Origin of the sequence: Saccharothrix sp. ALI-22-I (assembly GCF_001984175.1) — a bacterium.
Taxonomy (GTDB): Bacteria; Actinomycetota; Actinomycetes; order Mycobacteriales; family Pseudonocardiaceae; genus Actinosynnema.
This window is the reverse complement of sequence record NZ_MTQP01000062.1, coordinates 104618-118219: the sequence shown is the minus strand read 5'-3', so window position 1 is coordinate 118219 and position 13602 is coordinate 104618. Positions and strand designations below refer to the sequence as shown.

General features: G+C 70.0%; 18 protein-coding genes and 1 pseudogene. 14 read left to right on the top strand and 5 right to left on the bottom strand.

What is annotated here, in order from left to right:
• Window positions 1–62: 62 nt before the first annotated feature.
• The gene (locus ALI22I_RS22280; RefSeq protein ID WP_077007473.1) at window positions 63–734 is read left to right on the top strand and encodes an amino acid ABC transporter permease; all 672 of its coding nucleotides are present in this window, start codon (window positions 63–65) and stop codon (window positions 732–734) included.
• Window positions 731–1579 carry an amino acid ABC transporter permease gene (locus tag ALI22I_RS22275; protein ID WP_077007472.1) on the top strand — a complete coding sequence of 283 codons (849 nt, stop codon included), beginning with the start codon at window positions 731–733 and terminating at the stop codon, window positions 1577–1579. Before ALI22I_RS22280 ends, ALI22I_RS22275 begins: the two co-directional genes overlap by 4 nt.
• A gap of 68 nt (window positions 1580–1647) precedes the next feature.
• Here the strand turns inward: ALI22I_RS22275 and ALI22I_RS22270 are convergent, their stop codons facing one another.
• Entirely contained in the window at window positions 1648–2727 is a 1080-nt protein-coding gene (locus tag ALI22I_RS22270; protein WP_143532359.1) for an Rv2629 family ribosome hibernation factor, read from the bottom strand.
• A gap of 48 nt (window positions 2728–2775) precedes the next feature.
• Between ALI22I_RS22270 and ALI22I_RS22265 the strand changes: the two genes are divergently transcribed.
• From ALI22I_RS22265 to ALI22I_RS22245, 6 genes are all read left to right on the top strand, one after another.
• A complete protein-coding gene (locus ALI22I_RS22265; protein ID WP_077007470.1) occupies window positions 2776–3474 on the top strand; it encodes an EcsC family protein in 699 nt (232 codons plus the stop codon).
• Window positions 3475–3980: 506 nt separating this feature from the next.
• Window positions 3981–4175 carry a hypothetical protein gene (locus ALI22I_RS22260; RefSeq protein WP_077007469.1) on the top strand — a complete coding sequence of 65 codons (195 nt, stop codon included), beginning with the start codon at window positions 3981–3983 and terminating at the stop codon, window positions 4173–4175.
• Window positions 4176–4214: 39 nt separating this feature from the next.
• On the top strand, window positions 4215–4475 hold the full coding sequence (locus tag ALI22I_RS22255) for a hypothetical protein (RefSeq protein ID WP_077007468.1): 261 nt from the start codon (window positions 4215–4217) through the stop codon (window positions 4473–4475).
• Window positions 4439–4777 carry a hypothetical protein gene (locus ALI22I_RS22250; RefSeq protein WP_077007467.1) on the top strand — a complete coding sequence of 113 codons (339 nt, stop codon included), beginning with the start codon at window positions 4439–4441 and terminating at the stop codon, window positions 4775–4777. Before ALI22I_RS22255 ends, ALI22I_RS22250 begins: the two co-directional genes overlap by 37 nt.
• Window positions 4778–4794: 17 nt before the next feature.
• Window positions 4795–4950 carry a hypothetical protein gene (locus ALI22I_RS51055; protein WP_179118309.1) on the top strand — a complete coding sequence of 52 codons (156 nt, stop codon included), beginning with the start codon at window positions 4795–4797 and terminating at the stop codon, window positions 4948–4950.
• Window positions 4951–5063: 113 nt separating this feature from the next.
• Window positions 5064–5492: a CBS domain-containing protein gene (locus tag ALI22I_RS22245; protein WP_077007466.1), complete on the top strand. Its 429-nt coding sequence runs from the start codon at window positions 5064–5066 to the stop codon at window positions 5490–5492.
• A gap of 93 nt (window positions 5493–5585) precedes the next feature.
• On the opposite strand, the gene ALI22I_RS22240 is transcribed toward ALI22I_RS22245, so the two are convergent.
• Window positions 5586–6113: a CGNR zinc finger domain-containing protein gene (locus ALI22I_RS22240; RefSeq protein ID WP_077007465.1), complete on the bottom strand. Its 528-nt coding sequence runs from the start codon at window positions 6111–6113 to the stop codon at window positions 5586–5588.
• Between the two features lie 61 nt (window positions 6114–6174).
• On the opposite strand from ALI22I_RS22240, the gene ALI22I_RS22235 reads away from it, so the two are divergent.
• Window positions 6175–6825 carry a maleylpyruvate isomerase family mycothiol-dependent enzyme gene (locus ALI22I_RS22235; protein WP_077007464.1) on the top strand — a complete coding sequence of 217 codons (651 nt, stop codon included), beginning with the start codon at window positions 6175–6177 and terminating at the stop codon, window positions 6823–6825.
• Here the strand turns inward: ALI22I_RS22235 and ALI22I_RS22230 are convergent.
• Window positions 6809–7597 carry an arylamine N-acetyltransferase family protein gene (locus ALI22I_RS22230; protein WP_202971047.1) on the bottom strand — a complete coding sequence of 263 codons (789 nt, stop codon included), beginning with the start codon at window positions 7595–7597 and terminating at the stop codon, window positions 6809–6811. The two genes, ALI22I_RS22235 and ALI22I_RS22230, sit on opposite strands and share 17 nt — an antisense overlap.
• 149 nt (window positions 7598–7746) lie before the next feature.
• Between ALI22I_RS22230 and ALI22I_RS22225 the strand changes: the two genes are divergently transcribed.
• The 3 genes from ALI22I_RS22225 to ALI22I_RS22215 are packed head-to-tail and all read left to right on the top strand — an operon-like array spanning window position 7747 to window position 10096.
• A complete protein-coding gene (locus tag ALI22I_RS22225; protein ID WP_077007462.1) occupies window positions 7747–8517 on the top strand; it encodes a heparin lyase I family protein in 771 nt (256 codons plus the stop codon).
• Window positions 8517–9452: a DUF3500 domain-containing protein gene (locus tag ALI22I_RS22220; protein WP_077007461.1), complete on the top strand. Its 936-nt coding sequence runs from the start codon at window positions 8517–8519 to the stop codon at window positions 9450–9452. Before ALI22I_RS22225 ends, ALI22I_RS22220 begins: the two co-directional genes overlap by 1 nt.
• An 11-nt stretch (window positions 9453–9463) precedes the next feature.
• Window positions 9464–10096 (top strand): endonuclease V, encoded by a 633-nt coding sequence (locus ALI22I_RS22215; protein WP_077007460.1) that lies wholly within the window; start codon window positions 9464–9466, stop codon window positions 10094–10096.
• A gap of 74 nt (window positions 10097–10170) precedes the next feature.
• Here the strand turns inward: ALI22I_RS22215 and ALI22I_RS22210 are convergent.
• A pseudogene (locus ALI22I_RS22210) lies at window positions 10171–10380 on the bottom strand (LysR family transcriptional regulator); the annotation flags it as partial.
• Here ALI22I_RS22210 and ALI22I_RS22205 point away from each other — a divergent pair.
• A complete protein-coding gene (locus ALI22I_RS22205) occupies window positions 10315–10602 on the top strand; it encodes a hypothetical protein (protein ID WP_274522989.1) in 288 nt (95 codons plus the stop codon). The pseudogene ALI22I_RS22210 and the gene ALI22I_RS22205 overlap by 66 nt on opposite strands.
• On the opposite strand, the gene add is transcribed toward ALI22I_RS22205, so the two are convergent.
• Window positions 10559–11560: an adenosine deaminase gene (gene add, locus ALI22I_RS22200; RefSeq protein WP_083751950.1), complete on the bottom strand. Its 1002-nt coding sequence runs from the start codon at window positions 11558–11560 to the stop codon at window positions 10559–10561. The two genes, ALI22I_RS22205 and add, sit on opposite strands and share 44 nt — an antisense overlap.
• 161 nt (window positions 11561–11721) lie before the next feature.
• Between add and ALI22I_RS22195 the strand changes: the two genes are divergently transcribed.
• Window positions 11722–13569, top strand: coding sequence for a Xaa-Pro dipeptidyl-peptidase (locus ALI22I_RS22195; protein ID WP_077007459.1), 1848 nt, complete (start codon window positions 11722–11724; stop codon window positions 13567–13569).
• Window positions 13570–13602: the final 33 nt, after the last annotated feature.

The following is a 13602-nucleotide window of genomic DNA, read 5'->3' as shown; positions in this document are numbered from 1 at the left end:
TCCCGGCGACCGGCCGCACCACACCTGCACCACATCCGCACCACATCTAGCCGAGGAAGCCGATGGACGTCCTGCTCGACAACCTCGACCTGTACGGGCCAGGGTTCCTCAACACCGTTGAGCTTTTCCTGATCTCCGCGGTCGGATCGCTGGTGTTGGGAACGCTGCTGGCGATGCTGCGGGTCGCGCCGGTCCCGATGCTGCGCGCCACGGGCACCGCCTACGTGACGCTCATCCGCAACACGCCGCTCACGCTGGTGTTCTTCTTCTTCACCTTCGCGTTCCCGTTGCTGGAGATCGTGACGCCGGCGAGCTTCGGCTCGGCCGCCGCCTACTACCGCAACGCGGCGCTGGCGGCGCTGATCCTGTACACGGCCGCGTTCGTCTGCGAGGTCGTGCGGTCCGGCATCAACACCGTGCCCGTCGGCCAGGCCGAGGCGTCCCGCGCGCTGGGCCTGACGTTCGGCCAGATGCTCGCCTCCGTGGTGCTGCCGCAGGCCGGCCGGGCGGTCGTGCCGCCGATGATGAGCACCATGATCGCGCTGCTGAAGAACACCACCATCGCGGCGGGCTTCTCGGTGTTCCAGGCGGGCTCCATCAGCCTCAACCTGTCCGATCGGGGCGAGAGTCAGCTCATCGGCCTGCTCTGGATCGCGTTGTTCTTCGTGGTGCTCGTGACTCCCATGACCCTGCTGCAACGCAGCCTCGAGAAGCGGTGGAGCATCGCCCGATGAGCGCGGTCCTGTTCGACGTCCCCGGGCCCCGGGCCCGGATCCGCCACCGGCTCTACGCCGTCATCGGCACCGCCGCGGTGGTCGGTGTGATCGGTTTCGTGGTGTACCGGTTCTGGGTGACCGGGCAGTTCTCCGCGGAGAAGTGGTCGTGGCCCCAGTACGAGTTCGTCCAGCTCCAGTTGCTCAGCGCGTTGGGCAACACGCTGCGCGCGTTCGCCTTCGGAGCGCTGTTCGCACTGCTGTTCGGCGCGATCTTCGCGGCGGGCCAGCTCTCCGACCACAAGATCATCCGCGTGCCGTCGATGCTGATCGTCGAGCTGTTCCGCGCGATCCCGCTGGTCGTGATGATCTTCATGTTCCACTACGGCCTGTCGCTCGGCGCGCCGGTCTACTCCGTGGTGGTCGCCCTGACCCTCTACAACGGCTCGGTGCTCGCCGAGGTGTTCCGCGCCGGCGTGCTCTCCCTGCCGCGCGGGCAGAGCGAAGCCGCGTACGCGGTGGGTATGCGCAAGAGCCAGGTCATGAGGCTCGTGCTGCTGCCGCAGGCCGTGCGCGCGATGCTGCCCGCGATCATCAGCCAGCTCGTGGTGCTGTTGAAGGACTCGGCGCTCGGCTTCCTCATCACCTACGAGGAGCTGCTGAACGAGGCGCAGCGGATCGGCCGGGCCTTCGAGTTCGGTCGGCCGCTGGTGCCCGTCACGATCGTGGTGGGCGCGATCTACATCGCCATGTGCCTGCTGCTGACCTGGCTGGCGACGTACCTGGAGAAGCGCAACCGGCGCGACAAGAAGGTGATCGAGCTGGAGAAGAAACCGGCCGAGGACGTCATCGCGGCCGCCGTCTGACCAGGTGGGTGTCCGCCGCGCTCGGAGCACGGGAGCGCGGCGTAACCCTCTACCTCGAACACGGGGTGCTAGTAGCGCAGTAGCGCGCCCACGCCCTCACGCAGGTCGGTGACGTCGACGACGACCACCTGTGCCCCGGTCGCGGCGGCGGCGGTGCCCAGTGCCTCGTCGGCGCGGTGCTCGCCCACGTGCTCGACGCCCAGGCCGCGCAGGTCGTTCTCGCGCAGCGCGACCTGGGCCGGGTCGTCGCCGGACCACACCGTGCGGTCGCCCACCGCCGGGTCGGACACCAGCAGTGCGGCCACCTTCGCCTCGCGCAGCGCCTCCACCACGGGCGCCAGGCCCTGCACGGCCAGGCCGTCCGGGCGGCCGGACTGGGCGGTGAACTCCTCCACCACGTCGTTGTCCAGGTCGAACTGGTACTGGGCGACGAGCGACTGCACGGCGTGGTCGAACGCGGCGTCGTCCCCGCCCTCGGCGAGGGTCGCGCCCTCCACCTCGATCAGCACGTCCCGGCACCGCAGGCTGAGCTGCTCCCGCACGTCCGCGCGGGCCTGCACCTCGCCGCCCAGGATCAGCAGCCGGGCGTCCACCTCGCTGACCAGCCGGTCGGCCTCCTCGGCGACGCGCATCGCGTTGCGCCTGGCGGTCTCCTCGACGGTGTTCTGCAGCCGTTTGTGCGCCCAGCCGCCACCACCGATCTTGTGCAACGGGTGCTCCTCACCGTGCACCTCGGTGGCCCGTTCACCCCGCCCGTCGTATCCGTGCAGGTCCGCGCCCGCCCGGTCGACCAGCACGACCACGTGCGGCACGGTGGGTTCCGTCCAGGTGGCCAGGGGCAGCAGGTGCGGCAGGTCCGACCAGCGCACCGTCTCCACGGCGGGCGGGCGCGGCAGCACCCGGTCCAGCAGCAGCCGCCCGTGCGCCGCGATCAGCGCCCGGCCGGACTTGCCGACGACCGGCTCCAGCGCCGCGCCCTCCATCGCGTCCAACGTCGCCTCGTCCGCACCCTGCCGGGCCAACTCCTGGCGCACACCGCGCCAGCGCAGCTCCATGGCCTTGGCCGCGTCCTCGGTGTCGTGCGAGGCGTCCAGGTAGACCGACGCGAACGGGCCGCGTTGCCTGACCAGCTCTCCCAACGAAGACATGTCCATTGGCCTCGGCTACCCGCTCGCGCGCCGCGTAACCTCGGGGGCATGGTGGACGAACCGGGTGCGATCACCAGGGTGCAGCAGAACGCGGTTGACCACCTCCTGAGGGTGGGCATCAACGGGTTCGGGCCGTTCAAGGGTGCTCAGCAGATGGCCGTGGAGGCGCTGGAGAAGGGGCTGCCGCCGGAGGAGGCGATCAAGCACCTGATCAGGACGCACGTGGCGGCGGCGGGCGTGCAGGGTTTCGCCACGAACGTCGGCGGCCTGATCACGTTGCCGATCAGCCTGCCCGCCAACCTGACCGCCGCCTACCTGGTGCAGACGCACCTGATCGCCTCCATCGCCGCCGTTTATGGGCACGACCTGGAGAGCGACGAGGTACAGACCGCCATCCTGGTGTGCCTGCTCGGCAACGCCGGGACCGAGCTGCTGAAGAAGGCGGGCATCAAGGTGGGCGCCAAGCTCACCATGAACCTGATCGAGCGAATCCCGGCGCAGCTCATCCGCGAGATCAACAAACGGGTCGGCTTCACCCTGCTGGCCAAGTACGGCACCAGCAAGGCCACCGTCACCCTGGCCAAGGGCGTCCCGCTGGTGGGCGGAGTGATCGGCGGCACCTTCGACGCCGTCACCACCCGCGCCGTAGGCGCCTTCGCCGCCCGCTTCTTCACCGAACGCGACGAACCCCCGGCAGTCGTGGACGGCACGGTCATCGACGGCGAGGTCCTGGAGATCCGCGAGTAACACCGACCGCGAGCCGGCCCGGTTGGTGCTCGCGGTTGCTCAGCCGGCCAACTCTCGGTCGGTGACGGGGCGTTCTACGTGTGCTCCGCGCTCTACTCCATCAGCTCGGCCGCCGTAAATCAGTTGGCGCTTCGGCGTGAAGCACGCTAACGTCATGACCATGTTCTTTCAGATCTACTTCTGAGGATCTCTTCCTCCAGCGCCGCACTGGCCTCGGGCCGTGCCGCGCCCTTCTCCTGGTGGCCTTAGCGGCTGTTCCCGCGACCCTGTCGAACCACGGGTCGTAGCCTTTGCACGCCTCGACATCGAGGAGGCGATCGCATGCCCACCATGCGCAACGAACCGCCACACGACGGTCAGCCGACCAATCGCGCCGCACGCCGCGGCGCGCGCTCGTCCGGCGCGGTGCACCCGCGTTTCGCTGGCGGTCGGGCTGCCGTCAACCCGCGCCAGTACGCCATGCGGCGTCGCTGACCAGCGACTTCGCCACACCCCAGGAGGCACACATGACCGACAAAGACGTTCCGCAGGGCGACGCCGAGCAGGAGCCGCAGGAGCAGGAAGAGACGGCCGCCCCGCTCAACCGCGCCGCCCGCCGCGGTCACGCCAACAAGAACGACAGCGTGAACAAGGTCCCCGGTCGGCCGCACCAGAACACGTTCGTGGGACGGCGCGTGTTCCGCCGCACGAGCGGCGGCTGACGGGCGCGACGCGACCGCTCGACCAGTCTCCGGCGCGCTATGAGCGCACACCTGGTGAGCCCGGAGCTGTTCGGGCGGTCGGCCGAGATCGGGCACCTCGCGGGCGCGTTCGACAACGCGCCCGCGACGGTGCTCGTCGGCGGTGAGGCGGTGCCGGGAAGTGCCGACTGCGCCGCCGCCGTCGGTGGCAGGCGCATTTCCCACGATCTGCCGAGCAAGGTCCAGGGCACAGCTCCGATCCGGTCCATTGTGGACGCTGGGTCGTGGACGATGACGGTTACGCGTTCCGGCACGCCCTGATCCGTGACGCGGTCTACCGGCGGCTGCTCCCCGGTGAACGGGTCGAGCTGCACGCGCGTTACGCCGCCGTCCTGCCGGTGGCGGGTCCGGTCCAGGCCGCGTGGCGTGATCGCGGACGGTACGGGTACCGGGTGGTCGCGCTGGTGGGCGCCGCCGTGATCTTGATCGGTACCGTGCTGTTGCTCCAAGCGGGTGATGATCCGTGGGACCTGGCGTGGCGGTTGGCGGTGATCGGGATCGGCCACGGACTGTTCGCCGGACCGACGCGGCGGCCGTCCTGGAGCGGACGCCTCCGGAGCTGATGGGCACCTCCGGAGGCGTGACGACGCTGGTACGCACGGTGGGCTTCTCCGCCGGACCGGCGCTGGGCGCGGCGCTCGGCGGGTTCCAGCAGACCGCCGTGGTGATCATCGTGATCATCGTGATCACGGCGATGGGGGTGTTCGCGACGGCGTCTCAAATGCGTCTCGACTGAGGACCGACTCGACGCAGAGTGGTCCTATTGGGCGCGTGATCTGCCGATCACGCGCTCGGAGAACTAGCCTGAGCTGGGTAGCAACCGGGTCTGGCGGAGATCGGGAGGCGCCCATGAGGATCGCTGACGTGTTGCGGAACAAAGGGTCGGCCGTGGCCACGGTCGAGTCGAGAGCGTCGGTAGCGGATCTCGTCGCCGCGCTGGCCGAGCACAACGTGGGCGCGATGGTCGTGATCGGGCCCGAGGGCATCGCCGGGATCGTGTCGGAACGGGACGTCGTTCGCAAGCTGCACGACCGGGGCGGCGAGCTGTTGAGCGCGCCCGTGTCGGAGATCATGACCAGCGAGGTGTTGACCTGCACACCCCGCGACTCGGTCGACAGCCTCACGGTGTTGATGACCGAGCGGCGCATCCGCCACGTGCCGGTGGTCGACGATGGCCGGTTGGTCGGCATCGTCAGCATCGGCGACGTGGTGAAGAGCCGGATCAACCAGTTGCAAGACGACCAGGACAAACTGACCGCCTACATAGTCCAGGGCTGACGTCCGGGAACAGCGACCGGCCGCGCGAGTACCTCCGGGTGCTCGCGCGGCCTTCGTCGGCCCTGCTCACTCGCCGAGCCGCCGCCCTCATCGTCAGTCGTGTGCACGGTGGTAGTGCCGGCTGACCCTGGCTCGGTTGCCGCACGACGGCTTGCACCACTCCTGTCGGGGGTGGGCCTTGACGAAGTACCGGATGCACCGGGGCGCGGGGCACGCCCGCAGGTCCTCGCGCGTCCCGCTCGCCAGGAACTCGATCGCCGCGGTCGCCAACGTCGCCAGCAGGCGATCGCCGGCGTCCGCCGAGTCCTCGTAACGCAACCGGGGCTGCTCGGTCCACTCCAACTGCGCCGCCCTGGGCACCCGCGCGGCAGCCTCGTTGACCGTCTTCAGCGCGCGCTCGAAGTCCATCAGGTGCGGCGTGTCCAGACGCTCGTTCGCCTGAGTCGCGTGCGCCAACAGCGATCGCACGGCCCAGCGCAGTTCGACCACCCGCTGTCGCAACGCCTCGTCAGCCTCGGCGCCGGTCCACGCAGCGAAGCCCTCCGGCGTGGCCAGGTCGTCCACGAGCCCGCCGTGTCCGCCGTGCCGGACCGTGCTCGCGAACTCCAACACCAGTGCCATCCGGGCAAGTCTAGTGTAGTTTCCCTAACGCACTTGAGTCGACAAACCATTAGGGGGACTCGTGACGATCCAGGCGAACGCGCTGGACGCCCACCGCAGACTGGCCACCCTGATCGAAGGCCTCACCGACGAGCAGGTGGCCGAACCCTCGGCACTGCCCGGCTGGACGCGCGGCCACGTGCTGGCCCACCTGGCCGGCGTCACCATCGCCATGGCGGGTCAGGCCGAGCACGAGGGCACGAAGGTCGAGCCCTACCCCGGCGGACGCCCCGCCCGAGACGCCGCGATCGAAGCCGGCGCGGGACGTTCCGCACAGGAGCACCGGGCCGCGATCGCCGACGCCGTCGCCCGGCTCACCAAGGCCTGGGACGACGTCCGCGACTGGAACACCCCCGCCTTCTACCGCGACGGCACGCTGACCGACACCGCCTACGCCACCTGGCGCGAGGTCGAGATCCACACCCGCGACCTCGACCTCGGCCCGGTCACGTGGTCGCCCGAGTTCTGCGACCACGTCGTCGACTTCCTGTCGGCGCGTGTGCCTGACGGTGTCCGGCTGACGTTGCAAGCCGCAGATCGTCAGTGGGTGATCGGCGAAGGTGACGACGTAACGCTGACGGGCTCGCGCACCGACCTCACCGCGTGGCTCGCCGGCCGGGAGCCGGACGGGCGGATCGACGGCGACAAGCCCGAACTCAACCCGTGGCCGTAGGGCGATCCGGCAGTTCCAGCCCGAAGTCCTCGCGCAGCACCGCGACCCGTTCGTCGGGGGTCAGGCTGCGCTTGACCACCTCGCCGTTCGGTCGCGTCTCGGTCAGCTCCAGGTCGGTGACGTTGTAGCGGGCACGTTCGTCGGTGCGTTGCACCAGCAGCCTGCCCCGGAACGGCGACGACGGGTGCGTGCACAGGTAGTGGCTGACGATCGCGTAGTCGGCGGGCGCGTTCGGGGTCTCGGTGAAGTCGTACAACGCCTTCCACTCACCACCCTGGAACGACCGGAGCGTCCACACGCCGTCGAGGTGGTCCAGCCGGAACGTCCAGTCGCCCTGCTGCGCGAACGCGCCGACCGCGAACGGCAGCGGTTCCAGCAGCCCGCCGCCGCCGAAGCCGACGTCCACCACCCAGCGGCGGTCCACCAGCAGCAGGGCGTGCGTGCGCGGGACCTCGGGGCCGGAGCGGCTGAGCAGGACGCGGGCGCCGAGGCCGGTCACCTCGTGGCCGAGCCGGTCGAGCACGGCGGCGAACAGCAGGTTCTGCTCGAAGCAGTACCCGCCGCGCCGCCGTGCCACCAGCTTGTCCTGCAACGACGGCACGTCCAGACCGAGCGGCACGCCGTCGCGCACGTCGGCGTTCTCGAAGCAGATGGCCGCCAGGTGGGCGCGGTGCAGGCCGCGCAGCGTGGTGGCCCGGTCGGCGGCCGGGTCGAGGGTGAAGGCGACGCGGTCGAGGTACGCGTCCAAGTCGAGCAGTTCGCCATTCCACACCAGACCAGCATGTCAGCCGACGACCGGCTGCCCCACTCGTGAATATCGCGGACTGTCGCGGACGTGGTTGACAAGAGCCGCCGTTAGTAAACAAACTTGCCGAACCGCCGCTGTGACCGTGATCGTCCCTGCGGTGGAAGGAGTGCGACGTGGAACTGTCCCGTCGTTCGGTGTTGGCGGGTGCGGCGGCGGTGCCGTTGCTGCTCACGGGAGGTGGCGTGGCGCGGGCCGCCGCCTGGCAGCTCAAGTGGAGCCCTCAAGCGTCCTCGACCGGCCTGGGCGCGTTCGAGGGCATCGAGGACGACCGGGCCGACTCGCACCCCGGCGTCACCCACATCTACCCGAGCGGGTCGGACTACCGGTTCGACATGCACACCCGCGACCGCGACACGTCCACCGACCGGCAGCGCAACGAAGTGGCGGGCATGCGGTCGGGCGGGCAGAACGTGAACCTGTACGCCGGTGAGACCTGGCGGTTCACCTACTCGATGTTCATCCCCGGCTCCCTGAAGGCCACCACGACCTTCACCCACATCATGCAGACCAAGAAACCCGGCACCGGGACGTCACCGGTCACCGTGATGTCGCTGCGGCGGATCGGCGGCGTGGAGAAGATCGAGTTCGTGGTCATCCAGGGCAACGTCCGGGTCGGCGCGGTGGACCTCGCGCCGCTGCGCAACCGGTGGATCGACACCGAGGTCGAGATCAAGGTCGGCGACGGCACGGCCGGCCGGGTGCGGTGGGTCGTGCGCGACGGCTCGTCCACCGTGATCGACACGACCCGTTCAGGCGTGGACACGTGGCTCGGCGACCGGTTGCGGCCCAAGTGGGGCATCTACCGGTCGTTGGGCGACACCTCGGGTTCACTCCAGAACTGCTACCTGCTGCTGCGCAACCTGAAGGCATATAAGTTCGAGTAATGCTGCACGAGATCGCCGAAGCCACGCGGGGCTTCCTCGACCTGTTGGACGACGGGCAGCGCGCGGTGGCGGTGCGGAGCATGTCCGACGACGACCTGCGCAAACGGTGGGCGTACACCCCCGGTGAACGGCCGGGCGTCGTCTACGGCGATCTCGCCCGTGACCAGCGCAAAGCCGTGCACCGGCTGCTGTCGTGCGTGCTCAGCCCACGCGCCTACGCGCAGACGGCCGCGGTGATGGCGTTGGAGGACGTGCTGGACGACCGCGAAGGCGGCAGCCGGGACCGGCACCAGGGCGACTACTGGACCGTGCTGCTCGGCGAGCCCGGTGACCAGCCGTGGGGCTGGCGGGTCGAGGGGCATCACCTGTCGGTGAGCGTGGTGGTGGCCGACGGACGCGTGTCGGCCACCCCGTTCTTCCTCGGCGCGAACCCGGCCCGGACGACGTACCAGGGGCAGACGGTGTTGCAGCCCTTGCGGTTGGAAGAGGAACTGGCCCGCGAGCTGCTGGACCGGATGGGGCGCACGGCGCGCGGGCTGGCCGTCGTCGCCGACACCCCGCCGCCGGACCTCAAGACCGGCAACTCCCCTCGCGTCGGCGATCTGGAACCCGTCGGGGTGACGCCCGCGCAGCTGGACCGGGCATCCCGCGGGCTGCTGGTCGGGCTGGTGCGGTACTACCTGGACCGGCTGCACAGCGACCTGGCCGACGAGGAGTTCGACGCCCTGGACCCGGAACGGCTGCACTTCGCGTGGGAGGGGTCGGCCAAGCGCGGTGAAGGGCACTACTACCGGATACAGGGGCCGGAATTGCTGATCGAGTACGACAACACCGACAACGACGCCAACCACGCGCACTCGGTGTGGCGGCGGCGGTCCGGTGACTTCGGTGACGACCTGCTCGCCGCCCACCGCGCCTCGGTGAGGCACGAGTGACCCCCAAGGAAATGACCCCGGAAGAGGCGATCGCGGAGCAGGAACGACTGCGGCCGTCGGTGTCGACGCGGACCGATCCCGGGCTGGTGGTGCGGCACGTTGCCGGGCTCGACGTGTCGTACGCCGACGACGACCGGTTGGCGGCGGCGATCGTGGTGCTGGACGCGGAGTCGTTGCGGACGGTGGACTCGGCCGTGGTGACGGGCAAGGCCGATTTCCCTTACGTGCCGGGGCTGTTCGCGTTCCGGGAGCTGCCGTCGCTGCTGGAGGCGATGGAGAAGCTGACCGTGACGCCGGATCTGCTGGTGTGCGACGGGCAGGGGCTGGCGCATCCGCGGCGGTTCGGGTTGGCCTGCCACCTGGGCGTGCTGACCGATATGCCGAGCGTCGGCGTGGCCAAGACGCCCATGGGGCCGTTTTCCATGCCCGACGACGTTCGTGGGGCCTACACCGATCTCGTGGACAACGGCGAGGTCGTGGGGCGGGCGTTGCGGACGCGGGAAGGGGTGAAGCCGGTGTTCGTGTCCGTGGGGCACCGCATCGACCTGGACCGGGCGTGCGCCGAGGTGCTGCGGGTGTGCGTGACGCGGATTCCGGAGACGACCCGGCGTTCGGACGCGTTGGGGCGGGCTCAGCTCAAGTAGGCCCACTCCGCGAGCAAGGCCACGAACGCCGAGGTGAGCGGATCGGGGGTCTTGTGCGCGTAGGCGACGAGGGTTCTTCTGACCGGCGGGTCCGTGCGGAGGACCGCGCCGAGGGTGAGCGAGTAGACCGTGGCCACGCGGAGTTCGCCGCACTCCAGGCCTCCGGCACGTCGGGCGGCGATGAGCGCGCGCTCGGCGTCCGCTAGAGCGGCACGTGCGTGGGGGAGCCAGGCACGGCCGGCGGGCGTGAGGCGGACGGCGCGGGGGAGTCGGTCGAGCGGCCCGGCGTGTGGTTGACGTCGACGCCGAACATCGCCGCGTTCAACCTCGGCAACGCGGCGGGCGCGTGGCTGGGCGGTGTGGCGATCGACGCCGGGTTCGGCTACACCGCGCCCAACTGGGTGGGCGCGGCGCTCGCGTTCGCCGGGCTCGGGGTGGCGCTGGTCAGTGGCCTCAGTGGCCTCAGTGGCCGAGCGCGTCGATCTCGGCCAGCAGTGACCGTTTGAGCTCCGGTGCGGCGAAGCTGGCCCGTACCCCGGTGCGGGCCAGTTCGGCGAGCTCGGTCCGGCCGAGGCCGAACACCTCGTGGCACAGCAGGTACTCGCGGTCCAGGTCGGTGTGGAACATGCCGGGGTCGTCCGTGGCCAGGGTGATCGGCACGCCCGCGTCGAGCAGTCGCGGCAGCGGGTGGTCTTTCAGGTTTTGGACGGCTCCGGTGCGGATGTTCGAGGTGGGGCAGATCTCCAGGGTGATGCCTTCGGCGGCCAGTCGGCGCAGCAGCTCCGGGTCGTTCGCCGCGTTGATGCCGTGGCCGATGCGTTCGGCGTGCAGGTGGTCGAGTGCTTCCCGGACCTGGTCGGGGCCGGTGGTCTCGCCCGCGTGCGGCACGCAGTGCAGGTCCGCGTCCCGGGCGATGGTGAACGCCTCGCGGAACGCCCGGCGCGGCGCGTCCGCCTCGAACCCGCCGAGACCGAAGCCGACCGTGCCCGCCGGGCGGTGCGTGGTGGCGTACTTCGCGCTGGTGACGCCGAAGTCCCCGTCCCACAGGCCGGGGATGTCGAACACCCAGGCCAGTTCGACGCCGTGCGCCCGCTTGGCCTGCTCACGGCTGGTGGCGAGGGCTTCGTCCAGCTCCTCCGGCGCGATGCCCGCCCTCAGGTGACTGGTCGCGCTGACCGTCACCTCGGCGTAGCGGACGTTGCGCCGCGCCTGCTCCCCGGCCAGGCCCAGCACCAGCGCGGCGACGTCGTCGCCCGTGGTGACCAGGTCGTTGACCGCGGCGTAGACGTCGATGAAGTGGCCGAAATCGGTGAACTCGTAGAACCGGCGCAGCTCCGCTTCGTCCGTCGGGACGTGTGGTTGCGGGCGTCGGCGGGCGAGGTCGAGGACGGTGGCGAGGGAGGCTGACCCGACGAGGTGGACGTGCAACTCCACCTTGGGCAGCGCGGCGATGAATTCACGCATGGCCGGGGCGAGTCTGCACATGTCTTCGCCGCTGGTCAAGGGGCCGTTCGTCGGGTCTTCACCGGTATGTCCATTGTGGACTTCCGGTGCCCTTGACAGGTGTTGTGCCAGCCGGGGAAGGTCAGCCGAAACCTGTCCGACGGATTGATGGGGGTTCGGTCGTGAAGGGTGCACGGAGAGCAGCGGTGCTCGCCGCTCTGGTCACGCTGCCGCTGGGACTGGCGCCCGCGGTGGCCGGCGCCGCGGCGGAAGGCCCGGTGTTCGTCGGCGGCGAGGCGCAACCCGTCTTCGACCCGAAGGACGTGGTGCGCGAGAGCGTGTGGGTGCGCGCGCCGGTCGACAGCGACCGTGACGGGCAGGACGACGAGGTCTACGCCGAGGTGGTGCGCCAGACGGCCACCGACCGCGGGCTGAAGGTCCCGGTCGTGTTCTTCAACAGCCCGTACTTCTCCGGCGGCAACGACGTGGCCAACCACGACGTGGACGTGGAGCTGTACGTGCCCAACCGCCGTGGTGGGTACGACAAGCGCGACGGCTCGGTGCTCAAGGCCGAGGCGGACGAGCGGATCGCCGCAGCCGTCGGGCCCAACCCGACGCCGATCCGGTCCGGGCGTTACGAGGACTACTTCATCTCGCGCGGCTTCGCCATGGTGTACGCCGAGTCGTTGGGCACCGGCAAGTCGTCCGGCTGCCCCACCTCGGGCGGGCGCAACGAGACCATCGGCTCGAAGTCCGTGGTCGACTGGCTCAACGGCCGCACCACCGCGCGCGACGCCGCGGGCGCTTCCGTCGAAGCCCGCTGGACCACCGGCAAGGTCGGCATGATGGGCGTGTCGTACAACGGCACCCTGCCCAACGCCGTCGCGGCGACCGGGGTCGAGGGACTGGAGGCCATCGTGCCCATCGCGGCCATCTCCAGCTGGTACGACTACTACCGGGCCGACGGCGCGGTGGTGGCTCCCGGCACGTTCCAGGGCGAGGACCTGGACGTGTTGGCGGAGTACGTCTACACGCGGGCGGACCGGGAGATCTGCAAGCCGGTGATCGCGGACATCGTGGCCAAGCAAGACCGGGTGACCGGTGACTACAGCCCGTTCTGGGACGAGCGCAACTACGTCAAGGACGCTTCGAAGGTGCGGGCCGCGGTGCTGGCCGTGCACGGGTTGAGCGACTGGAACGTCAAGGTCAAGCACGTCTCGCAGTGGTACGCGGCGCTGCGGAAGTACGGGGTGGAGCACAAGATCTGGCTGCACCAGTCCGGGCACACCGACCCCGACACGCTGCGGTCGGTCGAGTGGCGGCGCACGATCAACCGGTGGTTCAGCCACTACCTGTACGGGATCGACAACGGCATCGAGCGCGAGCCGAAGGCGACGATCCAGCGTGAGGACAAGACGACGTGGGTGGACGAGGCCGATTGGCCCGCCCCCGGCACGTCGACGGCCCGCGTCTACCCGTGGGCGGGCGGTTCGGCCAAGGGCGCGCTGCTGTTCGAGTCGGTGCCCGGCCGGTCGGTGGTGGAGTCGTTGCGCGACGACTCGTCCAAGCTCGCCGAGGACCTGATCGACCTGCCCGCCTCGGGCAACCGCCTGTCCTACGCGACCCGACCGACCGCGTCGCCGCTGCGGTTCTCCGGTGTCGCGCGGGTGCAGCTGGCGGTCTCGTTCGACCGGCCGGCGGCCAACGTGACGGCGTTGCTGGTGGACCGGGCGCCGGACGGCACGTCGCACGTGATCACGCGGGGCTGGACGGACCCGCAGAACCGGGTGTCGCCGTCGTGGACCAAGCCGATCGAGCCCGGCAGGCAGTACCGGGTGGAGGTCGAGCTGGAGCCGAACGACTACGTCGTGCCGGCCGGGCACTCGGTGGAGTTCGTGGTGATCTCCAGCGACTACGACTACACGTTGCGCCCGCAGCCGGGGGCCGGCCTGTCGGTCAACCTGAACGACACGGTGGTGGAACTGCCCGTGGTGGGTGGCGTAGCGGCGCTGCGCCGTTCGGTTGGTTAGGAAGTAATTCACGAAGTCGGGTACTTGGTAAGT